Source organism: Bifidobacterium sp. ESL0704 (assembly GCF_029392075.1).
GTDB lineage: Bacteria > Actinomycetota > Actinomycetes > Actinomycetales > Bifidobacteriaceae > Bifidobacterium.
The window spans coordinates 197,979-223,398 of record NZ_CP113929.1 but is presented as its reverse complement, the minus strand read 5'-3'; the positions used below and the strand labels follow the sequence as shown (position 1 = coordinate 223,398).

Sequence of the window (25,420 nt, the reverse complement as noted above, 5' to 3'; positions counted from 1 at the left end):
ACACAAAACGGCCAACCGCAAGCAACGACGAAGAAAAAACGAAGGACCCGAACCGACATATCGCCGGGAATCGGGTCCCTCGTCAGCAATCCTCTGACACGAGCCGGCAAAAAGCTTGCTGCCGATAACGCACTGCCAGCATCAATGCCTTTGCCAGTATTCAGCCTGCTGTTTTAGCCAAGCAGACCTCGCTTACCTGAGCAACTTGCGCCGCAACACAACCGCGACCCCAAGTGCGAACGACAAGGCACCGGCCAACGCCGCCACCACCGCCACAGCACTGACATCCGATCCGGTGGCAGTCAGACTCGCGCCTATCGCGCCAGCTCCGGAACCAATTGCCGACGGACGTTTGGGCAGAGCCGATGGCGAACCGGGCAGTTTTGCTCCCGATCCGGGGCCTTGAGGCGGAAGGCTGGAACCGGAACCGCCATTAGACCCCTGAGACGGTCCAGAACCTCCGGAAGGCGGCACAGGCGTCTGCCCGCCACTGGGATGCGTCTGCTGGTAATCGTGCAGCGATTGCACGCTGACACGCAACGAGCCCGACAGCCCCGAAACCCGCTGGCTTGTAGCCGTTATCTCATATTCCGCCGTTTCGGCATCGGCCGGAACGCTAAGCGTCCCAGACTGGTCAATCGCGGGCGCGCCTGGCGTCTCGCCTTGCGACGAAACCTTTCCTGCGCCAACGCGCGTCAGAGACCAGCTCACCGCCTTGCCCCAGTCATCGGCCGTGGTGTAAGGCGCCTTCCCGGTCACTTTCAACGCGATGCGCACCGAAGCTTGCTTGCCGGCCACAATCGGCCCGCTGGAACCGACCGGCAACGCCAGCCCGATGGTCTCGGGAATCGGGTGCGTGCGCACCTCCTGCCGAGGCTTGAGCCCCTGAGGGTTCGAGACGCCGAGCGGCAATGTCAGCGAACCCGGGAAATGATAGGTTCCGGGAGCGCTCTGTTCGGTGTAATTGCCGGGGTCATCATCCCAACCGGGGATGTCGAGCGTAACCTGAGCGCCGCTGGCAAGATGCGCGACGATCGTGTCGGGCATACCCAGCTGCGTACGGCCCAGCCCCACCGGCTTGTCGAGCGTCGGCAACGGGTCGAGCGAGGTGATGGCGTCGGACCTGACGTGAATCGTCGCACCCACCGGCCTGCCGATCTGCGGCACATCCGCGCTGACCGTGAAGTCGCCGTCCTCGGTGAAGCTGTCGGCATTGAACGTCGGCCAGCTCACCGGCACGTCCATATTTCTGCCGTCAGAGTACGTGACGTGCACCTGGCTGGGCAACGTCGGCACCTGACCGGGCTTGATGGTGGCCTCGACCGGCGTGACCGATGATATATAGGAGTCGGAGATAAGCAGTTTTGGCGCAAGGGCCGTAGCACTCATCGTGAAGCCCTTCATCGAATCCGGCAGCTTGAACGTCCCGGCCGTATAATCGACGAACGCCCGTTGCGCCCCGGCGGCAGAGAAGGCGTCGAATCCGGAGTTGTCGCGATTGAAGTTCGCGGTATCGCTCATAGGCACGTCCACCAGGAAACTGACCGGCTTCATCGTGCCGAGACTGCGCAGATACTGCGTCACGTCAATGTCCAACGCGTACTGGTTGTCTATGATCTCGCCGTTGGTCACCACCCTGCTGCCCGCCGGCTTGAGCGTGGTGTAGGTCGGGATGTTCTCGCCGGAACCCAACGGCTGATGGTTGGCTTGAGTGACTTCGGCATTGCTCGGCCCGTTGTTCCATGTGACGGTGTTCGCGTCCCAATTCGCATCGGTGGCATAGGCGTCCACGCGGAACGCGGTGTTGCGCAGCTGCTCATCGGCCGTTGAGCCGGCGCTGTTGTTGATGTTGAACTGATTGACATATACCCTCAGCTTCGCGTCCTTGATCTCGTCGGGCCTGCCTGCGTAAGCGGAGGGATCGAACTTCACATAGAATCTCCGGTTGTAGCTCGCCAAGGAGGAATTCTTCAATCGCAGGACCAGGTTGTTGGAATAATTCATGCCGAACGGCGACTTGGGGCTGCTGGCCGCCGTGCCGCTTCCGGCCTGTGTCGCCATGGCGGTGTCGGCACTGCTACGTTGCACGGTGGCATCCGCCGTGTCGGCAAACGTACTTTGCACATTTGCGCCAGACCCCAGCGTGCCGGTGACCGTCACCGTCGCGCTTGCCTTGACCGAGGCGATGCCATCGATCAGCCCGGAGACGGTGATCGTTCCGGCGCTCTGGTAATCGCTCTGCTTGACGTAATCCCACTTGACCGTGTGATGTTCCGTGCGTTGGGTGACGTTGCTGTCAACCGTCTCTTTGATGGTGACATCAATGGCTCCCGGCAGTTTCGGGTAGACACCGGCGGGCGTCGAAACGCTGACGGCCTCGGGGGTGTAATCCGTGCGGATCTCATGGTCGGAGACCTGGTGGGCGCCGATATCGATGCCGCGATCGGCTGTGCTGCCGCCGAACAGGTCCTCGCTGGGCATGCCGTCCTGCTTCTGGCCCTGGGCCACGGCGGGGCTGTCGGCCGCGATCTTGAAGAGCGAAGCGCGCTGGCGCAGACGCTCCTTCGGATTGCCCCACGGCAGACTGGTTGCCGGGTTGTCAAGGACCGTGTTGATCTGGCCGTCCAACTCGCCGACGCCATTGGCCTTGCTTTCGATGGCAAGCTTCGGGTCGGCGAAAACGTTGCCCGTGGATTGCAAACCGGCCTTGGTGGTGCCGCTGGCCGCGCTGGCGATGTCGGCGGTCGAGAAGAGGTTGTGGTTCAGGTACGAGGCGGCGTCGGCGTGCAGCTTGCGTTCTGTGGGATCGCTGCCGTTCGACGGATAGTTTGAAAGGAATTTCACCTTGCCCGCCCCGGCCTTGGCGATGATGTTGTTGTTGAAATGCGCGATGACGCCGCTATTGTCGCTGCTGTTGCCCTCGCCGAACAGGGATGTGGTCACCCCGTCGCCGACGTAGAACGTGTTGTTGTAGATATTGGGCATGGCCGGTCCGTCATCCTGAATCCAGTAATGGAAGAGGCTCTGCTCCTTGTAGGTGTAAGAGCTGCCGCCCGCGCCGGGGCCGTCAGCGTTTGTGCCCGCGTTGCCGCCGCCGTCATTGGCCGAGATGTTGTAGCGCACCGTCGAATTGGCCTGGTCGCTCATCAGCAGCATGAAGCCGCCACCGTTGCCGTGGCTGTAGTTGTATTGGTAGGTCACGTTGCTCGACTGCATGTCGATATCGAACGCCTCGGCGTCGTTGTAGCCGTATCTGTTGCCGTAGACCTCGTTATATTGCACCGTCACATCATGGCTGGCCATCACCCACAAAGCGGCGTAATTCTGGGTCCCGTAGTCCGCCGCGCACGCGTGCACCACCACGTTGCCCTCGATCAGCCCCTTGTTGCCGACCTCGGACATCACAATCGCATCGCCGGCGATGTCTTCAAGATAGTTGTTTTTTATGGTCACATCGGTGAACAGCTTCGGGTAGGAACCAGTGTCACTTTCAGCTTTGGTGCGCACGCCCTCCGTGCCGACCCGCTGAACGATGTTGCCTTGCATGGTCAGGTGACTGAAACCGGTGTTGGCCACGTTGCCTACGGCGTTGCCATCGGGATCGATCCAGTAACCAAGCGCTATGATGCCGCCGCTGTGCTTGAGCTTCATCGGCAGCCCGTCGTGCTGTGCCTTGAGATAATATTCGGACTGCACGTCATGCACGTAGTTGTTTTCCACACTCACGCCGTTGAGATTGCGGTTCAGGCCGTAGCCCAACAGCAGAATGCCTGCACGCTGCTTGTCGCCGGGCTTCTTGAAACCGTTCGCGTTGGACAGTTCAGGCGTGTTGGTCACTTCGAGATCGCGGACGGACCAGTACTCCTGGTTGGTCAGCTGCACGGCACCGGAGATGTAGCGTTTGAAAGTACCCAGAACGTTCTCGGTCCCGTTGCCGTTGATTACCGGCCGCTTCGACGCAGTGTACGTGGCCGACCCGTCCTGGCCACGCGTATAGAGGTCGATGACGATGGGCTTGCCGTCGGCTCCGTTGCCTTTGGGCATCAGCGTCTGGCCGTCCCAAGTGCTGCCGGATTCCAGAAGGATGTGATCGCCCGGCGCGTAGGTCTGCGTCGAGACTTTGGTCAGACTTTTCCATGCGGTTTGCGGGGTCTTGCCGTCACTGGCGTCGCTGCCGTTGACGTTGTCGACATAGTAGGTCGTGCCGTCGGTAGACGGACCGGCCGAAACGAAAGTGGCATCGGTCCCGCGCGCGTTGACGCCTTGCAGCGAGGATGCTTTTGTGGAGACTTCTTCGCCATCGCCGGTTTGCGAGGCGAGGGCCATCGACGGACTCACCAACACCATCGAAAGCAGTGTGGCGACCGCCGAGAACACCGCCACCAACTTCCCTTTTCTGGATCGGGACTTCTTCAGCCCGCGTCCACTTGATATCTGCCGTACTCTCATAAGCCACCTCGCTTTGGGTCGATGCCTTCAACAGCTTCGTCGAAAGTGTTCACCGGGGCGCAGTTTGCGCTTATTTACGATAATAAGTATCAGATTGTGATTACAGTCACCATTGCCGTTATTTGCCTTCACTCGTTTGGAGCAGAAGACCATTCAAACCGCTCCGAGTCTCCCCGCCCACGAGGAAACCGTCCAACCGCAAGGCCTCGATAAGAAGAAACCGCGTATCAAAAGAGGGTATTTAAAAACAGAACCGCCGGAAACGGCCATTCCTTTTTAAATACCCTCTTTTGAGCGTGCGCACTATCATCGCTCGATGGCGGTGGAAAGCTCCTTTTGACGCACGAAGAAGAAGACGAGCACGGCGGCGATCATGAACGGCACCATCCACAGGAAGATGGGCAGCAGGGCGCTGTTGTAGGCGTCGACGATCGGGATGCGCAGCATGTCGGGCAGCGCGTTGACACCACTCGGGGTGAGGTTGCTGGCGCTCAGGTTCGCGGCGGCACCCTTCATCGCGGCCATGCCCTTGACCGAACCCGCACCGGCAGCAGCCATGTGCGACATCACGCCGGCGAGATTGTCATGCACGAAACCGGTCAGGCGCGAGGTGAAGATGCCGCCGACGATAGCCGTGCCGATGGTGGCACCGACCTGCTTGAAGTAGTTGAACGAGGCGGTCGCGGTGCCGACGATGGAGGCCGGGAAGGCGTCCTGGACGATGAGCATGAGAATCTGCTGACCAAGCCCGAGGCCCAATCCGAAGACCACCGTGTAGACGCAGAGCAACCAGACCGGCGAATCCGCCTTCAGCGTGGAGAGCAGCACCAGACCCACCGCCATGACGGCAGTGCCGACGATCGGGAAGATCTTGTACTTGCCCGTTTTGGAGACGAGAGCGCCGGACGCGATCGAGGTGACGAGCACGGAGGCCATCATCGGCGACATCAACAGGCCGGCCTGAGTGGCGGTGACGCCGGTGGTCATCTGGATATAGGTCGGCAGGTAGCTCAGGACGCCGAACATGGCCACGCCGATTAAGAGGGCACCAAGCGTGGCGACGTCGAAGTTGGAGTTGCGGAAGAGGTTCATCGGCATAACCGGTTCCTTGACCTTGAGCTCGACGGCGATGAAAGCAGCGATCAGCACGGCGAGCGCCACGACGACCTCGGCCCAGTTCCAGGTGTGCGGTTTGCTGGCGTTGGTGCAGACCAGCACGACGATGACGGTGATCGCGGCGATCAGGGCCATGCCGAAGTAATCGATATGAGAGCGGTTCTCCCGGCTCGGCTTGGGCAGATGCAGGAAGACGGACACCGCCGCGAGCGCCAGAACGCCCAGCGGAAGGTTGAGCCAGAACGCCCAACGCCAGCCCGGGCCGCTGGTAAGCCACCCGCCGATCAGCGGGCCGGCCACCGAAGAGACCGCGAAGACCGCGCCCATCACGCCCATGTACTTGCCACGTTCGCGGGCGGGCACCACGTCGGCGATGGCCGACTGGGAGAGAATCATGAGGCCGCCGCCGCCAAGACCCTGGATGACGCGGGCGGTGACCAACAGGTTCATGCTGCCGGCCAGACCGCCCACGGCGGAACCGCACATGAACAGCGCAATGGCGATCAGAAGCAGCGGTTTACGGCCGAAAAGATCGCTGATGCGGCCGTAGACCGGCATCATGACGGTCAGCGCCAGCCCGTAGCCGGTAATAACCCAGGTCATGCGGTCGACGCCGCCGAGGTCGCCGACGATGGTCGGCATGGCAGTGGACAGCACGGTCTGGCTCAGCGACGACATGAGCATGGTGACCATCAGGCCGATGAAGACAAACAGCACGTCGCGCTTCGACGGGCGGCCCGGCTGCGTTTGCTCGCCGGCGTCGTCAGGCTCGGCGGCACGATGCATGGCGTAGACAACAGATGACATGGCAATCCTTTGCAAAATCGATGGGTGGGCCGTCTGATTTCATTCAAGGATTTTGCGCCAGAATACGTGTCGGCATCGGTTGCGCGTCTTGCTGCAACGAGCGCGTCAGAATCGGTTACTTAGCGCCAATAACAATTGGCAATATGCCACATGGCATCATTGATGGAACCCTAACGGAAATACGTATTCCGGCCGCGTTTACCTGACAGGGAATGCAAAAGGCCGGCATCGCGCGAGCGAATGAATCGCCATTGACGCAATACCGGCCACAGACTTACGACGGCCTAAATTTCTTTTCATTTGCAGGTTATCGGTTGATGCCGCGTCAGCGCAAGCCGATTCGCTGTGATGTTTGTCATACCTTATTAATCAGAGGTTTTATTCACATCTGTCTGATTGTTGCGACAATAGAGAAGTTTTTCATGATATCGGCGGAATAACGGCCTTTACGGTCTATCGACACTCACCCGCCACCCATCACCACGCCAGCCGAGCAACGATTATTCGATGCCACGCAGCAAGGCCACAAGAATCAGCCTGCGGCACAAATCTCTGCGCTGCCAGCGTATTCGCCATAACGAGACAACGGGTCCTGCCTCGCTTCCGAAATCGACTTCGGAAGCGGCACATGAACCTCGTCATCAGATTCAACGTAACCCAACGCACGCAGACACCGCAAGCCAGAACGCAAAAGCCCTGCCAAAAGTCTTTGATACGGCGGAATTCCAACAATTTGAAATCTTTAAACGCCTTCCACACGAAGCAAGAATTCTAAACTCATTTCACGAACAAGAGTCATACACAGCTTGGACGGTCACGGCGCAACTCGGCGACACGAGACTTCTGCTGAATCCAACGAGCCGCCTTCGGATCAATCACGTTCGCAATCCACAGGATATTTGCACATTGCTCGTCAAGATAGGCGTTTTCAGCCTTGACATCGGCACCGACAAGAGGCTCTTGATGACTACACCGATTACGCATGACAAGTAGACGCATAACATGAATCTCAAATTCCTTGCGTCGCCGGGAACGATAATACGGCATTCCGCCATTTGTCGGATCCCGCAATTCTTTCCAAACCGTAGGCTCTAGCTTTCGAACCAGCAGGAAACGCCACGAATCCAGGGACAAACCAGCGATGATTCTATTCGCCGTGACTTCATGCCTGTCATAACCAATACGTCGTTTGACTCGAGCCACTGCTTTCTGAAATTCGTAATCGAAACCAAAATAATCCACAGCATCATACCAATTCGGTTGGCCACAAGCCTTCGTTAGCCTCCGAGAAATGAAGTTGCGCAGCAAGACTTCAACGTGGGCGATATCTTCAAGATAAGCCTTAGACAGACGCGTATTCCACACATACAAGGCAACAGGATCCAGCGCAGCATCCTCGTAGCGCCGCATTCGCTCGGCAGAGAACCAGCGACGCAAATCCGTGAGCATAATTTGCGTTTCATCCGTCATACAATCTATACTAGCAAGTGCAAGGCCCCGTGAAAGTCACTCATGCGAAACATCATGAAACTCCGGGGTCAATTCATTTAAAAGTATAGGATTTCTCCAAAAACAAACAGCAGTAATGTTATTTTTAAAGACTCGGAAATCAAAATTCGTTTGAATCTAGCGAATACCACTAAGACATCGCAATATATACCATCTGATCCTCGAATTTTACAATTTCCATCAATCCTACTGATCAATTTACATAAGTTCTATTGATCAATCTGCATAACTTTTTCTGTTACCTATAACAAAATGAGACAGGCTAAACAGAGAAAGGTGCAAACGCATTCAGCGGAACAGATATTTCACTGCCCATCGCACTTGAACCCTCTTATCTGCCAGCGCCACCGCTTTACCGCCGGTTCTTGAAGAAGACGAAGAGCTGAGTGCTATTGATGCTGGTCAGGCCGACGGCGGTGCCCAGCTGCGCGGTCAACAAGGCCGCGAACAGCGGCGGGAGCTGAACGAGCGTGAAGACAATGGCATTGGACCGACCGGATACGGCAGTTGCGGCGAGCAGGGACGTGGCGACGCAGAGCAGCACCGCCGGTACGCTCCACGCGAGGGTCTCGAGGGCGAAGATGGCATGAAGACCGCGGCGCGGCAGACCCATGTGCAGGTCGTCGGCAATCTCGACCTTGCGCATGCGGATGGCCAGCAGCGCGATGACGAACGCCAGCAGCGGGGTCACAGCCAGCACGAAACGGCTTGCACGGGCACTGTATTGTGCGCTGAAATCGGTGGAAGTGCCAAGCGAGACGTTGGCCTGGCGAATCTGCGTGGTGGGGATACCGCCGGGATAGGCGAACCACGCGGTGTTAATCAGGTCTTTGGCGCTGGGATTGCTGGGGTTGACACTCGCCCAGCATTCGTCCCACGGCTCGTCCCAGCTGGTGGACGCGGGGCTGACGACGGCGTAGCCGATACGCTGGTCGCGGCCGTCTTCGGGCCACTGGAATATTCCCGCGATACGCATCACGCCTTGATCGCTGGACAGGCTGTCGCCCTGACGCACCTTGAGCGTGTTGGCCAGTTGGTCGGATATCCACACCCCCGACTGGTCCGAAGCGTTGTGGATGAATCTCACGCCAAGCACGTCCGCCATCGACGGCGTGGCCTCCCATTGATCCAACGGCGCGCTTGGCATGGCATCGAGGGTGACGTTCCCGGCTTCACGCAACGCACCGGCGGACTGGATGGGATGGGCACGTTCCCCATGCCCGCTTTTACCGGTCGCCTTGGTCAGCGCGCTACAGGAAACGGGATTGATTTCCTGTTCCTGCGCGAGGATATGGATCGACGAGCCGGTCGAGACCCATTGCCGGGCCTGACGCTGCAAGCCGACTACGGCATTGAGGTCAAACATGGTCACCACGACGGCGAGCACGGCCAGAATCGCCAGGCAGCTCAGCGTGCGCGAAGTGCCGGAGACGATGTCGCGCCAAGCCTCCGAGAATATGCTGGAACGTTTCATGCCGGCTCCTTATCATCTGCGTTGCCCTCATAACCCTCGCCGCTTACAGACAGTTCGCGGTTTGCACGATTGTTATCGTCATCAGGGTTCTCGTACTGCGCAGGTTTCTCACAACTTTCATGCTCATCATGGCTTCCACGATTCGCATCTTCGCTATGTTCTTCGATGTCTCCGTGCCACGCGAGGTCGATGACCCTGCTGCAGGCCGCGCGGGTGTTGGGGTCATGGGTGGCGATGACGACGATGGTGTCACCCGTGGCCAAGCCGGTCAGCGTCGCGTCGACGTCACTGGCGGTGCGCTGGTCGAGTTGGGCTGTGGGCTCGTCGACCAGCAGCAGCCCTGGCTTGCTGGCGACGGCACGGGCGAGCATGAGCCGCTGGGCCTCGCCGCCGGAGAGTTCGCGGAATTGGCGGTCGGCCAAATTGGCCAGATGGAACGTAGCCATGATGCCCATCGCTATATCGACGGCCTGCTCACGTTCGTATCCCCGCCCGAGCAGCGGCTGAACAACGTGGTCAAGTGCACTTCGGCGGGGCATGCCGTGCGGGTTCTGGAACACCCAACGCACACTGCTGACATTGCGACGTTCGACGCTCCCTTCGGCCGGTTTGGCGAATCCCGCGACGATCGAGAGCAGCGTGGATTTTCCCGAACCGGAAGGCCCGCACAACCCGACCGCCTCGCCGGGCCTCAGTACAAAATCAAGGTTGCGAAACAGCCAAGGCCCGTCGCCGAAACGATGCCCCAGATGCTGCCCAATCACCGCAGGCTCGCCATTATCGACGGTATCAGTATCGTCGGCATCATTGGCAGTCGACATATCGGTTTCATTCACAACGGCAACAGGCACAGCAGCGTTCTCAGCAACATTCCCCAAACTTGTATCCGAGGGCGAATTCGCAAGTCCATCAACGTCACTTGTCATGTCGACAACGTCACCGACGTCCCCGGTACCGCCCAACATCACGGAATCACCGGCCATCATTGCGCGTCCTTTTGCGTGCCTTGTGTATCGATTTTCCCTTCCTGCACGTCGGCCGAAGCGGAATCATCCTTCAAATCGCTCATGTCGCCCTGCTTATCGACGCCGTTGCCGCTGCTGGACTTGCTACCTTGATCCGCTTTGCCGGCAGTGCATTTGACGCCGTCGAGACGATGACCGAGCACGACCTTGCCGATTGGCGTCTTGCCATCGGAAGGCTGGACAAGCGTGGCACCCAGCGCGGAGCCGATGACATTGACCGGCACGGCCTTCCTGCCATCGGGCGAGACGCAGGCGGACCCGCCATCCTGCCCGACGATGGCCGACGGCGGCACTTTCATGGCCTCGATGGGCTTCTCAAGAGCCAGCAAACCGCTCGGTTTCTTGTCCGTGTCGCTCAGACTGGCTTGGTAGCCTTGGCTGGCGGAAACCTTGGAGAGGAAGGTCGCGTCGGTAATCCGCCCATCCACCTTGTCGAGCCCGATGGTGACGTCGAACAACGAGAACGTGCGCCGTCCAGCCCTCAGGTCGGTCGGGGGCGAGAACGTGACGGCGGTCAGCTGGCCGCCGACCTTCATCACCTCGGAGTCGGGCGAAAGCGCGGTGTTCAGATCCGCGGAACATTGCGTGGGCACGACCGTGGATTCGGGGATCCACACCACATTCTCGGGCCCGATCGACCCGTCGGAGTTGGAGATTCCGGCATGTTTGAGCAGTTGGGAGACGCCCCTGGCTGTCGATTTGCCATAAGCACCATTGCCATCCGCCGAGTAGCCGAGTGACGAAAGCTCGCGCTGCAACGCGGCGACATCCGTGCCAGTTGCACCTGCTGAAATCGGCCTATAGAGCGGTGTATCAGTATGCAAGGCGATAATCGGACGGCCGTCAACCGATATTAGCTTGTCGCCGGAATGCACCGCCTGACCGGGCTTACACAACGATTCGCTGACCGTGCCGGAGGTTTTCGCGGTGATCGAGCGCACAGCGCTGGTCTCGAACGAGACCCCGGTCACCGTGCGCTTGTCCTCATACGTCTGCCGCGTGGCCTGCACCGCATCCGGCGCAACGGCGACGTCGAGGCCCTGCGGGGTCGGGGTGGGGACGAGCAGCGAAGCGACGATCACGCCGACGGCCAGCGCCATCAGTGCGGTAATGGTCAACGGAATCGCTAACTTAGACAAGGATGCGCGCTTTGTAGATTGTTCCTTCATCAATGTTCCTCGATATTCGATCCCGCATCACTCATATATCTATGGCCATGCCATTGCCGGCCAGGCAGCTCTGCGCGGCATCCGTGGAGGCGTCGAAGGGAAGCTTCTCCCTCAGGTTGCCGCCACCTTCCAACGCATCCTTGAGCTTTCTGGCGGTGTAGCTCTTGTCGACGACCTTGCTTCTTTGCAGGCAGGTGACGGCGGCCGCGTATGTATCAGAGAGCAAATCAGGATTGGCCTGCTGAGTGTCATACAATACTTCGATATCCGCGGAATCCCCCGAGCAATCCTTGCTGGCCTTGAGCATCTTATCCGCCTCGGCCTGGCTGTTCGGCGACGGATCGCTGCCGTTGTTCACGTAAATGCCGCTCGGCAGTTTCTTTTCGATCATCTTCCAGCCTTTGTCGGCCATACACGACATTTCTTTGGCATGCGCGGCCTCATAATCCTCCGCGCTGATCTTGCCGTTCTTCTTGGACCGCGTGATCACCTCACGTTCGTAGCTGCTGAGCTTCTTCTTGGCGAGATATTGATCGAACAAGGCGTCCATGCTCGACGCCAGCTTGGCGCCCTTCTTCGTCTCGCTCGAGCCGTTGTCCGAACCAGACGGCCCCTGCGCATCATGCTTCCACGGCGCGGAGCACGCGGTCAACGAGGCGAGCAGGCCGACGCACGACAGCGCGGCCAACAGGCGGCGAGACGCGCTGTTGCGACGCATGGCCGTTTTCCGGCTCTTACGACGGATGGATTCGTTTTCCTCAGACGGACGATGACGCAAGCAATCAAACAACCTCGTTCCCAACATCTGCACAAGCCTCCTCAGTGAGTCATTATCCAGTGACAGATTCCACAGTACTATGCCGTATGAGATATAGCTGGAAACGATGTTCAATATTCCTGATAAAAATCTCGAATGAATCTGAAAGTTCTTTGAATACCGTCAACCCGATATACATTCAAAACTAAAATGACCAAATAAGAAGCCGACCCCTGCTTGCCTGGACTAATGAGCAGGTATCGTCAAAACACGAAAAGCCCTGCCAACGATTGCCGGCAGGGCGTGATTTCAGTATGAAGCAAACCTCATGGCACCAAGACCATAGCGGCCATGGCCCGCTATTCCACCTTGTCGCGCTTGGCGGCACGGGCGACCCAGACGGAGGCGAGGAGGCCGATGGCAAGCAGGACGATGGCGGCGACCAGCGTCCATTGGCCGGCGCGGGTGAAGGCGGAGGTCATCGCGTCGACCACCTGCGGGCCAAGGGCGCCAAGCTTGCCATGGTTGCCCTGTGCACGAATGCCGACGATGGCCGAACCGGCCGAAGCGTCGAGCGACTTGGTGAGGCCGGAAACCAACTGTGAAGGCAACCCGCGTACGCCGGAAAGCGCGGACGGCGCAATATTCGTGACCATCACGGAAAGCACCAAGCCGGCGAGCGCCGCACCGATGCCGGTGCCGAGCTGGCGGATGGTCGATTGCGTCGCGGACCCTTCTCCAGACTGGGCAACGGGCACTTCGGAAAGCACAAGACTGGTGAGCTGGGCGGCGGCGAAACCGAGACCAAGGCCGTAGAGCACGAACGGCACCAGCATCCATGCGACCGGCAGATCGGGCCGCATCATCGCCATCAAAATGATCACGCTCAGGATTTCGACGATCAGGCCGAGTTGCACGGTGTGTGGTGCGCCGATTTTTGCGGTGACCGGACGCGCGAGACCACCGGAGACGATGGCGCCGAGACCCATGACGGCCAGCAACGCGCCGGTGGGAATCATATCGAGGCCACGCACATTAATAAGGTAGAGCGGCAACACGAACATGATCACGAATTCGCCGGCCTGAATCGCGCCCGCGGCGATGTTGCCCATCGCGAAGGTCGGAATCTTAAAGAGCGTGAGGTCGAGCATCACCGGCAGCGCACGGCGAGCACGGCTCGTCTCGGCGTACACGAACAGCGCAAAGAAGACGATGCCGAGCACGATGCAGATCGGAATAACCGAAACCGGCCATTCATGACGCCATTCGAAGCCGCCGATGCCGAAGTCGCCCTTAGGATGCCACCAGCCATAGGTCTGACCTTCGATGAGGCCGAAAAGCAGGAACGCGGAACCTAGCGCGGAAAGCACGACGCCCAGCGGGTCGAAGCCGTCGGGTTTGGCGGCAGACTTGGAGGAATCGGACGCAGCCAGTTTCTGCGCGGCGGCGCCCATCGCGGAGGCCCCGGCCTTACCGCCGGTCTGTGGCACGAAGAAGATGGCGGAAATGAAGACGATGACGCCCAGCGGCACATTGACCAGGAAAATCCAGCGCCAACCGATGGTCTGGGTAAAGAGACCACCGAGGAACGGACCGATGGCCGCAGCCGCACTCATCACCGAACCCCACACACCGAAAGCAATGGCGCGGTTCTTGCCACGGAACGAGGCCGAAACGATGGAAAGCGTCGAGGGCATCACCAATGCCCCACCAACGGCCTGCACCGCACGGGCGCTCAGCAGGAGCGTTGCCCCGTTGGACGAGGCGGCCAGAACCGAACCGGCGACGAAGATGACCACGCCGACCTGCAGGGTCAGCTTGCGGCCTTTGAGGTCGCCGAGCTTGCCGAACGGTAGCAGCAGGGCAGCCAAGATGACGTTGTACAGCGAGGTGACCCACTGCGCGTCGGTCAGGTTCAGGCCGATTTCGCGGATCATCACCGGGATGGAAACGTTGACGATGGAGCCGTCGAGCACGATCATCGCCAGCGCGAGCGCCAGCACCCACAGGGCGTTCCACGGCGGCTTGACGGCTGCGGCCTTCTCTTTGTCGACCTGAGCAGTTCGGCTTTCTTGTCGTTGAGTCATAAGCAGTCTTTCCTAATGACGGCGATATGCATCGAATCTTTATAAGACAAACCGTCAACGAATGCGCGTTTTTGCGACTCTATGTCGCAAACCTTGAGCGACTATACGCCTTAACCATACGTCACGCAAATTCGCAGCCTCGTTTTAGCCGGAAGCCCAGAAACCAAGGGGTAACGCAGCGCGGACAAGGTGCCTCGATAATATGGGATATAACGATGCCGCCAGCAGCAACGCTACAGAAAACGAGAGGACGATATGCCACGCATCAATGAGGCCAATCTTGAGGAACATCGCCGTCACACCATGAACGCGCTGCTCGATTCGGCGGAAACAATCATGCGCGAGCAGGGCGGCGAAGCCCTCACACCAGCCAACGTCAGCCGCGGGGCCGGCATCGCCCGCAACTCGATCTATCGATACGTCAAAGACATGAAAGACCTGCGCCGTCAGCTCATGGCAAGGCATATGCCGCAGTGGGTCGCGGCGCTGGAAAAGGGCCTGGGCGGCGTCACCGATCCCGCGGAAATCATCGTGCAGTGGGTGAAGATCAATCTCGAGCAGTCGATACTGCAGGGGCACGATTGGATGACGCAGATACCGTTGAGCGACGCCGAGACCTATCGCGACGACAAAGATCTTTGGCAGGGACGTGACGACGACGGGCGCAAGGCCGAAAACAACGAAAACCCGGAAACAAAGCCGGGGCCGAGCACGAAATCCAAGAGCGCCGACAGCGACGACAATCCCGACACCTCGGGCAACAACACGGAAAACAAAGCAGACGAAAAAGCGACTTCAGCGACCGACATCTTCTGCGGCCATTCAATCCAGACTTCCGGCACGCCCTCCCTTGAGCCCAACCAGCCCAGCCTCCACCAACGCGTCAACGCGCCCATGACCGCCGCGTGGAAGCAGCTGCGATCCACCAGGCCACAGGTTGGCATCGCCCTCACCGAGGGGTTGGTCACCAGCGGCATGCGACTGCTCAACGGCAAAGAGCACCAAGGCGAAAAGACCCAAACCGCCACCATCCGCGATATCATCCAATCCACACGCGCCATCGTCGAACAGCTGCGCGATGACAAATGACGCAGGAGGCACAGGTCGGAAGTCGCCAATAGTCCTCACCGACAGCGACCCACTTACGCGAAGGAACCTTTGATGCCCTCGGCCAGCAGCCGTTTCATGGCCGTCTCAACGCAAACGGAATAAACATTACGAACCGCTCAATGGCGATACTAGACAACATATTTTTTTTATCACAGCTATCATATAATGATAACAAAAACCCGGTGTTATTAACAAGGGAGTTGAATGCCTTACTCCGATACCATTCGTGCAACAATCGCAAGGCTTGACCGTAAAACGGCCCAACTCAACGCCGACTGCGAACGAATGCGTCGACGCCTGTCGGGCTTACGCGCGCTCAAAACCCACGTAACGAGCCAATTCAACGAATTCAACAACCAACAAGCAGCCAGACAATCCGCAGTTGAAGCAGCAGGGATACGGAGAGCGGAACCCAAACCCAGCAGACGTAGATTTGCACGGCAATATCACTCACACTTGGACGCGAAAACACGGCAACAAAAACACAGAGATACTCAACAACAGTTAATTTTGCAAAACCGTCGATAGCAATGTCAGCTGGTGTCTCCCAACGTGTAGAAGGCGGCACCATCTCCACTGATTTAGGACTCAAAGCGACCAAAAATTCACATTGGCACCACTTCCGCAAACCGCAGCCGGTGCAAGCCCCTGTAAAAGTCCCAGTCCTGCACCTGCCCGATTGGAAACGACAGCCTGTGCGTGAACCAGTTCCCGGCCGAACACCCGCACCAGTCATTCCGCCGCTCCTTCCACTCCCCATCCCCGCACTCTAAAAGGAGCAAACTCCATGGCACCACGTCACCCACAACAAAAGAGCCGCCTGCGGGCAGCCACCACGCTCCTGCTGGCCATTCTCACTATGTTTCTCGCCACCGCATGCGGCACCACACCCAAAACCGACACAACACCCGCTCCGAAGCCACAACCCAAGACCGAGAAAATTACCTACCCAGCACAATTCCTATACACCTACGGATTTGAGAAAGACCTCAACGGATCACGCAAAGCAGCCAAGGAATTCAAAGACTCTGGAGAGTTCACCGACGCTTACGCCACCAAAAACGGCGACGTCATCGTCATCGCCACAGAAAAACAACGACAGAACAGAATCAAAGTCTACGATAAGTGGATCGAGCAGGGGGAACGAGGCTTCCAGAGGGAAAGCCCCGACTACCGATACGAAATCAACCAAGACGGCACCGCCATGACCGTATGGACCGACAGGCACCTCAGCCCCAAATCCAGCTCCGGTATCTTCCTACTTGTGCCTATCGGTTATGGTTCCAAATTTTACATGACAGGCCACACCGGCCCATGGGACATGGACATCACCATACGCAACAGCCACACCAGCCAACAAGTCGGGCACTTCAAAGCCTCGCAAAACATCAACCCCGACATGAACACTTTCGGCGACTAACGCAACCTGCTGTCGCCCGCACCCAAAACCACAATTTAGGAGAACCATGAGAAAAGAGACCATCTTCGATGGCGCTGCGACCATTGAGATCCCGGACAATTATGTGCGTTGGAACACCAGCGGCATTCCACGAGCCAATCAAACCAACGACAGCGACGACGGCAACAAGGAACCTGATCCGATCGTCTCGTGGATGGCGCACGGCGCGCTATTCAGATTCCGCGACACCGCCTATATCTCGGGCATCATATTCGACAGACCATGGCCCGGGAACGGTCTCGACAAACGATTGGACGAGTATTACCGCACCGCCATGCGCAGCCTTCCCATGGTCCGTAACGCCGAAATCGCAACACGTCCGATTCCTGACGGTGACGCAAATTTAGAAATCGGCATGCTTCAATACACATTCGCCACTCCAACCCAGGATTGGTTTGCCTGCGTCGCGCTATTACCCGCGAAAGCTCAGGAAGCCGCCATCATGATGATCTGCAAACTCGACCATGCCATCGTGGGCGCGACGGAATTCATGACCATCGCCGATTCCATCGCACCGGAATGGATTGAAACGGAACAAGAGTAAATCGACCAAACCCCCAGACGAAACAACAGGGTCAAATCCTAGCGCGTTGTTAATCCACCGAATTGTCCACTTTTATCCACATTTCAAAGGCGACATTGGGGACAAAATACCCAATTTTGTGACATATCGCACACCGCAAATTCGACACCCGTAAGATCACTATCGCACAACCCTTGCGTTTATTGTCAAAGCACTATATCTAGTGGTTCTTCTAACGACACGCTACTAGAAGTTGGGGTTCAGTTTGGAACCACATCCATGTAGTCTGAACATTTGAAAGCTTACAAGACATCGATCTGGAGGTTACGATGACCGTTACCGTTTTCAGCAAACCACGCTGCCCGCAGTGCGAAGCGACCAAGCGTCAGCTCACCCGAGCCAACATCGCGTTCGAGACCGTGAACCTGGCTGAAAATCCCTCCACCCTCGAGCAGCTCACCCAGGCCGGCTTCCGCCAGGCCCCGGTCGTCATCACGCCCGACGCCTCATGGAGCGGCTACCGTCCGGATCTCATCAAACAGCTCGCGGCCGGCACCATCAAGGCATCCTCCGACGCCGGCACCCAGCAGACCGTTCTCGCCTGACCTGATGATGAATCAGACCAGCCCAACCAACGACATCAATATCGAGAGAGAAGGCGACGATGGCGGACGCGAATACCGATGACGCCACCACGGCTACACAGCCGTATGACGACGAGTGCGTGACGCCGAGCGTCCCTGAAGCCAAGGCCGAGGGCGAGCACATCGGCGCAGTGGTCTATTTCTCGTCGGTGTCCAACAACACCGCACGTTTCATCGAAAGCTGCGATTTCCCGGACGTTGGCATCAACGTCTACCGCATCCCACTGCGCCCGAAAGAGACACCGCTTCAGGTCCGTGAACCCTACGTGCTCATCGTGCCGACCTACGGCGGCGGCAACATCGCCAAGGCGCTGCTCCCCCAAATCCGCAAATTCCTGAACGGCCACAAGAACCGCAGCTTCATCCGCGGCGTCATCAGCTCCGGCAACAGGAACTTCGCCACCGCCTACTGCGCGGCCGGCGATGTGATCTCCAAGAAGTGCCATGTACCGTTCATGTATAATTTCGAACTCTTGGGCACCCCGGACGACCAGCGCCAAGTGCGCGAAGGCGTGAGGAATTTCTTCCTGAATCAGAAGAACTAGAGTTATAAAAGTCGGCGATACGAAATTATCAATGGCGAAATTCCGCCATTGATAATTTGCATCTTCCACTTTTGTAACCGTCAGATTTTCCATTCATCATTATCAGACGCGGCCCAGCCGCCGACAACCAACCGAAAGGACACCCACATATGGGACTCAACGATTCCGCGCTGAGCATGGACAACACCGTCGAAGACACCGGTTTCGACCCGGAGCACGACTACCATTCGCTCAATGCCATGCTCAATCTCTACGATGAGGACGGCAAGATCCAGTTCGACAAGGACAAGGAGGCCGAGCGCGCCTACGTCAACGGCCACGTCGCGCAGAACACCATGAAATTCGGCTCCACTGCCGAACGCATCAAGTACCTCGAAGACAACCTCTACTACGAGAAGGCCGTCTTCGACCAGTACACCCCTGAGTTCCTCGACTCCTTCTATAAGCACGTCGAGGACTTCGGCTTCGAGTTCGAGACCTTCCTGGGCGCTTTCAAGTTCTACCGCTCCTACGCGCTGAAGACCTTCGACGGCAAGCAGTACCTCGAGGACTTCCCGCAGCGCTGCGCCGCCGTGTCGCTCGAGCTGGCCGCCGGAGACGAAAAGCTCGCCGTGAAGTACGTCGATGAGATCCTCTCCGGCCGCTTCCAGCCCGCCACCCCGACCTTCCTCAACCTGGGCAAGGCCCAGCGCGGCGAGCCAGTCTCCTGCTTCCTCGTGCGCATCGAGGACAACATGGAGTCCATCTCCCGCGGCATCAACTCCGCCCTGCAGCTTTCCAAGCGCGGCGGCGGCGTGGCTCTGCTACTGACGAACCTGCGTGAGCAGGGCGCTCCGATCAAGCACATCGAGCATCAGTCCAGCGGCGTCGTGCCGGTCATGAAACTTCTGGAGGACTCCTTCTCCTACGCCAACCAGCTGGGCGCACGCCAAGGCGCCGGTGCGGTGTACTTGAACGCCCACCATCCCGACATCCTGCGCTTCCTCGACACCAAGCGCGAGAACGCCGACGAGAAGACCCGTATCAAGTCGCTCTCCCTGGGCGTCGTGATCCCCGACATCACCTTCGAGCTGGCCAAGCGCAAGGAGAAGATGGCCCTCTTCTCCCCCTACGACGTCGAGCGCGTCTACGGCAAGCCGTTCGCCGACATTTCGGTTACTGAAAAGTACGACGAGATGCTCAACGACGACCGCATCCACAAGACCTACATCGACGCCCGTGAGTTCTTCATGACCCTAGGCGAGGTGCAGTTCGAGTCCGGCTACCCCTACATCCTCTTCGAGGACACCGTCAACCGCGCCAACCCGATCGATGGCCGCGTCACGATGTCGAACCTCTGCTCCGAAATCCTGCAGGTGCAGGAACCGTCGACCTACAACGACGACCTGAGCTACGACCACGTCGGCAAGGACATCTCCTGCAACCTGGGTTCGCTCAACATCGCTAAGGCGATGGACGGCGGCCTGGCCGACCCGGTCGAGACCGCGATCCGCGCGCTGACTTCTGTCTCCGAGCAGACCCACATCGACTCCGTGCCGTCCATCAAGCGCGGCAACGAAGAGGGCCACTCCATCGGCCTGGGCCAGATGAACCTGCACGGCTTCCTCGCACGCGAGCACATGTTCTATGGCTCGGAAGAAGCGCTGGACTTCACCGACATGTACTTCATGACCGTGGCCTACCACGCCTACAAGGCCTCGCACAAGCTGGCCGTCGAGCGCGGCCACGCCTTTGCGACCTTCGAGACGTCCGATTACGCCAAGCCGGCCGGAGCGGGCAACTACTTCGACAAGTACACCGACGGCCGCCGCTCGCTGGAGCCCAAGACCCAGATCGTCAAGGACCTCTTCGAGCGCTTCGGCATCGCCATCCCCACCGTCGCCGATTGGCAGACGCTGCGCGACGAGATCCTGAAGGACGGCATCTACAACGAGTACCTGCAGGCCGTGCCGCCGACGGGTTCGATCTCCTACATCAACCACTCCACCTCCTCGATCCACCCAATCGCTTCGAAGATCGAGATCCGCAAGGAAGGCAAGGTCGGCCGCGTCTACTACCCGGCGCCGTACATGACCAACGACAACCTCGAGTACTTTGAGGACGCCTACGAAATCGGTTGGAAGAAGATCGTGGACACCTACGCCGAGGCCACCCAGCACGTCGACCAGGGCCTTTCGCTGACCCTGTTCTTCCCCGCCGGCGTGACCACCCGCGAGCTCAACAAGGCGCAGATCTACGCCTGGCGCAAGGGCATCAAGACCCTCTACTACATCCGCATCCGCCAGCAGGCGCTTGAGGGCACCGAGGTCGAGGGCTGCGTGAGCTGCATGCTCTAAAATGCACCCGGCGTTAATATGACGAACCCGCTGCGACCCACCATGGGCCCAGCGGGTTCATTGTTTTCTGACGTCGCGCACCAATGTTGGCAGCAAGGATGGCAAAGTGGTCACTACCGGTGCAAAGTGGTCAAAATTAGCCGCCCAAATGACCACTTTGCACCGGTAGTGACCACTTTGACATTGGGTACCGGCTAAATGGCACGCTGGGATAGACCAACCAGCTGAGCGGCCGTGACGATGAGGTTGCGAGACCGGCCTCAGCCGACCCGCCACCCCAGCTCCTGCGAGATGGCCTCAGCGGTCGTGCGCACGACCGGCCCCAGCTTGCGCATACGGTCGAAAGGCATGAAGGTCTTGAAACTCGAAACGGAAATCGCACAGACGATTTTGCCTGATTCGTCGCGTACCGGCGCGGCCACACAGCGCACGCCCGGTTCGTTCTCCTCGAGGTCGTAGGCCACCCCATGTTTAGCGTAGCGTGCCATCGCGTTGGCGAATGCCTTGGTACCCGAATAATTGTGCTCTGGCTGGCGTTCCATGCGCTTGCGATCGTCGATATACTGCTTCTCCCAACGGTCTCTCTGGTCAAGCAGAAGCGCCTTGCCGATGCCGGTGTAGGTCAGTGGCATCCGACAGCCCGGCCAGGAACGAATCTCGACCGAACGCATGCCGTTGATCTTGTCAAGATACAATGTCTCGCCATCGTCCTCGACGGCAAGATGGATGGTGTCGCAGGTGGCATCGGAAAGATCGAGAAGGTAGGGACGGGCCGCGGCGCTGATCGACGTGTCTTCCCTCGCCTGGAAGCCGAGTTCGATGAGCGCCGGGCCGAGCGCCAGGCTGCCGTCGACGTTGTCGCGCAGCATGCGTTCGCCACGCAGCGCCTGAATCAAGCGATGCGTGGTGCTTCGACTCAGCCCGGTCGCCTCGGTCAGCGCCCTCAGCGTATGAGCTCCTGCGGCCACGGCTTTGAGCACCACTATGCCGTTGACAAGGGTCTGGGCACCACGCACATTGGTGGTTCCTTCGTTCATAGATCCCACGATACCCGCCTATCCTTGAGTTACGCGCAGGAACTTACACCATGCCAAATGGGCAGTCACCGATATTGCGCGAGCGCTGCATCAAGACCATGCACATAGACGTCGGTATCGCCGGCAACCGCCACGAAATCGGCACCCCAGGCGAAGTACTGCTTGGCGGTGGGCGCGTCGAAGGCGAGCGAGCCGATGGCCTTGCCATGCGCTTTGATGACGTCGAACGCGCGGTGCACCTCGTCGCTGATGGCGGCGGCATCATCGGGATGGCCGAGCGAGGCCGAAAGATCGGCAGGCCCGATGAAGACGCCATCGATGCCTTCGACGCTTGCGATCTCTTCGATATTGCCGAGCGCCTCGCGCGATTCGACCTGCACGATCAGGCAGATTTCACTAGCCGCGTCGCGCATATAGTTGGGAATCATGCCCCAACGGCCGGAACGCGCGATGGAACCGCCGACACCACGCATGCCTTTCGGCGCATAGTTGACGGCCTTGACCATCAGCTCGGCCTGCTCGCGGTTGTTGACCATTGGAATCAACAGCGACTGGGCGCCGATATCGAGCACCTGCTTGATACGCACCGGGTCGGCCGCCGCCGGACGCACGATGCATGGCGTATCGTAACCTTGGCAGGCGCGAAGCTGCGCTTCGATCGCGGTCAGGTCGTTCGGACCGTGTTCGCCGTCGATGAGCATCCAGTCATAGCCGATGCCCGCAGCGATCTCCGCCGATGTCGCGGAACCCATCGCGACCCACAGTCCCTTGAGCTGCTTGGCTCCCGGGGCGTGGATGGCCTCTTTGAACGTATTGTGTTGTAGCTGAACCATGTAAATCTCCTTGATCAAAGACGGAACATGAGTGACAAAACTCGCAGATGCAACATGTCAAATGGCGGAATTCCGCGCAATCGTGTTCGATATCTGCGAGTTTTGCAACTTGCTTAATGCTTGAACGGACGCTCGAGCGGGCAATCGCGGTTGAGCTCGACGCCGAAACCGGGCTTATCCAGCTCCTCGGCGGTGATGACACCATCGTGCGGCACCGGCTCACCGATGAGGATCGGGTCGAATTGCGGACGGATATGGTCGGCCTTCGGCGCGGTCATCAGCATCTCGCTGAATGGGGTGTTGGTGAAGGTGATGACCGCATGATGCGAGTAGACGGATGAACCGTGAGGCACGACCAGCTGGCCGTGGGCCTTGGCAACCGCCGCGATCTCGCACAGCGAAGTCACGCCGCCGCACCAGCCGACGTCGGGCTGCAGGATGTCGACGCCCGCATCAGAAAGCTCCTTGAAGCCTTCGAGCGTTCCGGTGTGCTCGCCGGTGGTCATGAGCATGCCGGCCGGCATGACGCGCTTCAACTCGCGGTAGGAGTCGATCTGGCTGGCGGGGAAGCACTCTTCCATCCACTTGAGCTTGTACGGCGCGGCCGCATGGGCGAACTTGGTGGCATAATTGACGTCCATGCTCATCCAGCAGTCATACATCAGCCAGAAATCGTCGCCGACCTTTTCACGCATATCGGCGAGCGTGGCGATGTCTTTGGCAATACCGACGTCCCCGAACGCCGAGCTCCAATGGGTCGGCATCTTGCCGCCGATGAAGCCCATTTTCTGCGCCAAATCAGGGCGTGCGCCGGTGGCATAGAAATGGATTTCGTCGCGCACCGCACCGCCGAGCAGCTTGTAGACCGGCATCTTCAAGACCTTGCCGTAAAGATCCCACAACGCCAGATCGACGCAGGAGACGGTGTTGATCACCACGCCGCCGCCACCGGAATAGAAGAGCGTGGCGTTGAGCATCTGGTCGTGGATCAGCTTGATCTGGTCGACGCGCTTGCCTTCGACGAACCGCGAAAGATGGTGTTCGACGATGAAGCAGCCGATGGCTCCGGCCGTCGAAATCGCAAAGCCCGTGGTGCCGTCGCTCGCCTCGACCTCGACCACCAGCGTGCCCAATACGTTGAGGCCAAAGCTCTGCCGGGACTGCTCGTATTCGGGGTATTTGCTCATCGGCGTGGCGATGTGGTCGTCGATCCAGTGGCCGGGTCCTTGGTCGTGATAGTCTCCGCCGCCTTGTCCGTGAACCTTGGCTGCGGCCCCGCCCATGGAATAGGCACGGATCGCGGTAATCGTGGGCATCTTCAATGATGGCGCCAATGTCATAGCGATTCCTCTCCATTAAAAAAAGCACTGTCAGTATCCAGATTATCGCGCCGGTGAATTCGTCCCTATATGTGAAATACCGTTCCAAATATGGTGAAATAGGATATATAGGTTTTTCATATACTTCGAACGGGCTTTGCGCCCAAAGCCTATGGCAATCCACATGCGTCAAGCAACGAAGGAGTGTTCATGACCAGTAATTCTTACGATTTCAACGGCAAAGTCGTCATCGTCACGGGCGGAGGCACCGGCATCGGACGGGCCGTCACGCAAGGTTTCCTCGACAATGGCGCCACCGTGGTCGCCGTGGGACGGCGTCAAGAACCGCTGGAAGACACGGTGAAAGACTACAAAAACGGCCATATCCACATCACCGACGTTTCCGACCATGCGCAGGTCAAGGAACTCGTGCAATCCGTCGTCGACGAATTCGGCCATCTCGACGTGGTCGTCTCCAACGCGGGCATCTTCGAGGGCGGCGAGGTCGAGCACGTCTCCGACGAGGTGTGGCACAAGCTCTTCTCCGTCAACCTCGACGGACTCTTCTACTTGACCAAGGAGGCCCTGCCCCATCTCATCGCTTCGCACGGCAACATCGTGGTCGATACCTCCGTTTCCGGCCTGTACGGTGACTGGGGGCAGACGGCCTATAATTCCACCAAGCACGCCATGAACGGATTCGTGCGCTGCGTGGCCCTCGATTACGGAGCCAAGGGCGTACGCATCAACGCATTCGCCCCCGGTTTCATCGAAACCGACATCAACAAAGAGGTGTGGAGCGACCCCGAACGCGTGGCACCCTACACGCAGCGGGTGGCGCTGGGACGCACCGGACGGCCCGAGGATTGCGCGGGAGTCGCGCTGTTCCTCGCTTCTGACGACGCCGCGTACCTGACCGGCTTGGTCGTGCCCGTCGACGGCGGCACCACAGCGGCGACCGGACAGGGCCGCAATTCCTACGAGAACGACACCCGCTCCGTACTCTGAACCATTTCGCCGGCGGCCTGCTTTGGCGTTCGCGATAAACCCGACCAAACAGGCCGATAGCGCTTGGACAGCAGCGGTACAGCAGCGCAGATTGCCGAGCACAGCGGCATGCCAACGAACGCTCGCTTCGCCGATGAACCAAGCCGTCCAATGTAAGGGATTCACCGCCCCCTGTCGCACTCGGAAGGCATGACTGCGACAGCTCTTATTATT

19 protein-coding genes are annotated in these 25,420 nt (G+C 58.9%); 7 read left to right on the top strand and 12 right to left on the bottom strand.

The genetic code is table 11. The features are described from left to right. Window positions 1–192: 192 nt before the first annotated feature. From OZX64_RS00715 to OZX64_RS00680, 8 genes are all read right to left on the bottom strand, one after another. Window positions 193–4,449 (bottom strand): Ig-like domain-containing protein, encoded by a 4,257-nt coding sequence (locus OZX64_RS00715; RefSeq protein ID WP_277173074.1) that lies wholly within the window; start codon window positions 4,447–4,449, stop codon window positions 193–195. A gap of 306 nt (window positions 4,450–4,755) precedes the next feature. Beyond that, window positions 4,756–6,372, bottom strand: a complete 1,617-nt coding sequence (locus tag OZX64_RS00710; RefSeq protein ID WP_277173072.1) for an MDR family MFS transporter — start codon at window positions 6,370–6,372, stop codon at window positions 4,756–4,758. Between the two features lie 795 nt (window positions 6,373–7,167). Beyond that, window positions 7,168–7,842, bottom strand: coding sequence for a hypothetical protein (locus tag OZX64_RS00705; RefSeq protein ID WP_277173070.1), 675 nt, complete (start codon window positions 7,840–7,842; stop codon window positions 7,168–7,170). A gap of 391 nt (window positions 7,843–8,233) precedes the next feature. Continuing rightward, window positions 8,234–9,355: a hypothetical protein gene (locus OZX64_RS00700; protein WP_277173068.1), complete on the bottom strand. Its 1,122-nt coding sequence runs from the start codon at window positions 9,353–9,355 to the stop codon at window positions 8,234–8,236. Then, window positions 9,352–10,176 carry an ABC transporter ATP-binding protein gene (locus OZX64_RS00695; RefSeq protein WP_277173066.1) on the bottom strand — a complete coding sequence of 275 codons (825 nt, stop codon included), beginning with the start codon at window positions 10,174–10,176 and terminating at the stop codon, window positions 9,352–9,354. The genes OZX64_RS00700 and OZX64_RS00695 overlap by 4 nt, the downstream gene beginning before the upstream one ends. Window positions 10,177–10,337: 161 nt before the next feature. Continuing rightward, on the bottom strand, window positions 10,338–11,519 hold the full coding sequence (locus tag OZX64_RS00690) for a peptidoglycan-binding protein (RefSeq protein ID WP_277173064.1): 1,182 nt from the start codon (window positions 11,517–11,519) through the stop codon (window positions 10,338–10,340). A 61-nt stretch (window positions 11,520–11,580) separates the two neighbouring features. Further along, window positions 11,581–12,354: a hypothetical protein gene (locus OZX64_RS00685; RefSeq protein ID WP_277173062.1), complete on the bottom strand. Its 774-nt coding sequence runs from the start codon at window positions 12,352–12,354 to the stop codon at window positions 11,581–11,583. A gap of 311 nt (window positions 12,355–12,665) precedes the next feature. Then, the gene (locus tag OZX64_RS00680; RefSeq protein WP_277173060.1) at window positions 12,666–14,393 is read right to left on the bottom strand and encodes an MFS transporter; all 1,728 of its coding nucleotides are present in this window, start codon (window positions 14,391–14,393) and stop codon (window positions 12,666–12,668) included. A 255-nt stretch (window positions 14,394–14,648) separates the two neighbouring features. On the opposite strand from OZX64_RS00680, the gene OZX64_RS00675 reads away from it, so the two are divergent. Then, a complete protein-coding gene (locus OZX64_RS00675) occupies window positions 14,649–15,482 on the top strand; it encodes a TetR/AcrR family transcriptional regulator (protein ID WP_277173058.1) in 834 nt (277 codons plus the stop codon). 370 nt (window positions 15,483–15,852) lie between these two features. On the opposite strand, the gene OZX64_RS00670 is transcribed toward OZX64_RS00675, so the two are convergent. Then, entirely contained in the window at window positions 15,853–16,239 is a 387-nt protein-coding gene (locus OZX64_RS00670) for a hypothetical protein (RefSeq protein ID WP_277173056.1), read from the bottom strand. Between the two features lie 51 nt (window positions 16,240–16,290). Here OZX64_RS00670 and OZX64_RS00665 point away from each other — a divergent pair, with 51 nt between their 5' ends. From OZX64_RS00665 to nrdE, 5 genes are all read left to right on the top strand, one after another. Beyond that, window positions 16,291–16,923 (top strand): hypothetical protein, encoded by a 633-nt coding sequence (locus tag OZX64_RS00665; RefSeq protein WP_277173054.1) that lies wholly within the window; start codon window positions 16,291–16,293, stop codon window positions 16,921–16,923. A 46-nt stretch (window positions 16,924–16,969) separates the two neighbouring features. Next, window positions 16,970–17,506, top strand: a complete 537-nt coding sequence (locus OZX64_RS00660) for a hypothetical protein (RefSeq protein ID WP_277145868.1) — start codon at window positions 16,970–16,972, stop codon at window positions 17,504–17,506. A 308-nt stretch (window positions 17,507–17,814) separates the two neighbouring features. Continuing rightward, complete coding sequence (nrdH, locus tag OZX64_RS00655) at window positions 17,815–18,090, top strand: glutaredoxin-like protein NrdH (RefSeq protein ID WP_277156683.1); 276 nt, start codon at window positions 17,815–17,817, stop codon at window positions 18,088–18,090. 59 nt (window positions 18,091–18,149) lie between these two features. Then, window positions 18,150–18,674 (top strand): class Ib ribonucleoside-diphosphate reductase assembly flavoprotein NrdI, encoded by a 525-nt coding sequence (gene nrdI / locus OZX64_RS00650; protein WP_277173052.1) that lies wholly within the window; start codon window positions 18,150–18,152, stop codon window positions 18,672–18,674. A 176-nt stretch (window positions 18,675–18,850) separates the two neighbouring features. After that, window positions 18,851–21,010 carry a class 1b ribonucleoside-diphosphate reductase subunit alpha gene (gene nrdE, locus OZX64_RS00645; RefSeq protein ID WP_277174914.1) on the top strand — a complete coding sequence of 720 codons (2,160 nt, stop codon included), beginning with the start codon at window positions 18,851–18,853 and terminating at the stop codon, window positions 21,008–21,010. Window positions 21,011–21,270: 260 nt separating this feature from the next. Here nrdE and OZX64_RS00640 read toward each other — a convergent pair whose 3' ends face one another. From OZX64_RS00640 to rhmD, 3 genes are all read right to left on the bottom strand, one after another. After that, on the bottom strand, window positions 21,271–22,047 hold the full coding sequence (locus OZX64_RS00640; protein WP_277173050.1) for an IclR family transcriptional regulator: 777 nt from the start codon (window positions 22,045–22,047) through the stop codon (window positions 21,271–21,273). 65 nt (window positions 22,048–22,112) lie between these two features. Further along, the gene (locus OZX64_RS00635) at window positions 22,113–22,880 is read right to left on the bottom strand and encodes an aldolase/citrate lyase family protein (protein ID WP_277173048.1); all 768 of its coding nucleotides are present in this window, start codon (window positions 22,878–22,880) and stop codon (window positions 22,113–22,115) included. Between the two features lie 113 nt (window positions 22,881–22,993). Then, complete coding sequence (gene rhmD / locus OZX64_RS00630) at window positions 22,994–24,220, bottom strand: L-rhamnonate dehydratase (RefSeq protein ID WP_277173046.1); 1,227 nt, start codon at window positions 24,218–24,220, stop codon at window positions 22,994–22,996. Window positions 24,221–24,409: 189 nt separating this feature from the next. Here rhmD and OZX64_RS00625 point away from each other — a divergent pair, with 189 nt between their 5' ends. Next, window positions 24,410–25,207 carry an SDR family oxidoreductase gene (locus OZX64_RS00625; RefSeq protein ID WP_277173044.1) on the top strand — a complete coding sequence of 266 codons (798 nt, stop codon included), beginning with the start codon at window positions 24,410–24,412 and terminating at the stop codon, window positions 25,205–25,207. Window positions 25,208–25,420 lie beyond the last annotated feature (213 nt).

What these genes read in the sequence shown, in the direction of transcription:
- OZX64_RS00715 (WP_277173074.1), bottom strand. Translation starts at nt 4,449, where the DNA reads ATGAGAGTACGGCAGATATCAAGTGGACGCGGGCTGAAGAAGTCCCGA.
- OZX64_RS00710 (WP_277173072.1), bottom strand. Translation starts at nt 6,372, where the DNA reads ATGTCATCTGTTGTCTACGCCATGCATCGTGCCGCCGAGCCTGACGAC.
- OZX64_RS00705 (WP_277173070.1), bottom strand. Translation starts at nt 7,842, where the DNA reads ATGACGGATGAAACGCAAATTATGCTCACGGATTTGCGTCGCTGGTTC.
- OZX64_RS00700 (WP_277173068.1), bottom strand. Translation starts at nt 9,355, where the DNA reads ATGAAACGTTCCAGCATATTCTCGGAGGCTTGGCGCGACATCGTCTCC.
- OZX64_RS00695 (WP_277173066.1), bottom strand. Translation starts at nt 10,176, where the DNA reads ATGTCGACTGCCAATGATGCCGACGATACTGATACCGTCGATAATGGC.
- OZX64_RS00685 (WP_277173062.1), bottom strand. Translation starts at nt 12,354, where the DNA reads ATGTTGGGAACGAGGTTGTTTGATTGCTTGCGTCATCGTCCGTCTGAG.
- OZX64_RS00680 (WP_277173060.1), bottom strand. Translation starts at nt 14,393, where the DNA reads ATGACTCAACGACAAGAAAGCCGAACTGCTCAGGTCGACAAAGAGAAG.
- OZX64_RS00675 (WP_277173058.1), top strand. Translation starts at nt 14,649, where the DNA reads ATGCCACGCATCAATGAGGCCAATCTTGAGGAACATCGCCGTCACACC.
- OZX64_RS00670 (WP_277173056.1), bottom strand. Translation starts at nt 16,239, where the DNA reads ATGACTGGTGCGGGTGTTCGGCCGGGAACTGGTTCACGCACAGGCTGT.
- OZX64_RS00665 (WP_277173054.1), top strand. Translation starts at nt 16,291, where the DNA reads ATGGCACCACGTCACCCACAACAAAAGAGCCGCCTGCGGGCAGCCACC.
- OZX64_RS00660 (WP_277145868.1), top strand. Translation starts at nt 16,970, where the DNA reads ATGAGAAAAGAGACCATCTTCGATGGCGCTGCGACCATTGAGATCCCG.
- nrdH (WP_277156683.1), top strand. Translation starts at nt 17,815, where the DNA reads ATGACCGTTACCGTTTTCAGCAAACCACGCTGCCCGCAGTGCGAAGCG.
- nrdI (WP_277173052.1), top strand. Translation starts at nt 18,150, where the DNA reads ATGGCGGACGCGAATACCGATGACGCCACCACGGCTACACAGCCGTAT.
- nrdE (WP_277174914.1), top strand. Translation starts at nt 18,851, where the DNA reads ATGGACAACACCGTCGAAGACACCGGTTTCGACCCGGAGCACGACTAC.
- OZX64_RS00640 (WP_277173050.1), bottom strand. Translation starts at nt 22,047, where the DNA reads ATGAACGAAGGAACCACCAATGTGCGTGGTGCCCAGACCCTTGTCAAC.
- OZX64_RS00635 (WP_277173048.1), bottom strand. Translation starts at nt 22,880, where the DNA reads ATGGTTCAGCTACAACACAATACGTTCAAAGAGGCCATCCACGCCCCG.
- rhmD (WP_277173046.1), bottom strand. Translation starts at nt 24,220, where the DNA reads ATGACATTGGCGCCATCATTGAAGATGCCCACGATTACCGCGATCCGT.
- OZX64_RS00625 (WP_277173044.1), top strand. Translation starts at nt 24,410, where the DNA reads ATGACCAGTAATTCTTACGATTTCAACGGCAAAGTCGTCATCGTCACG.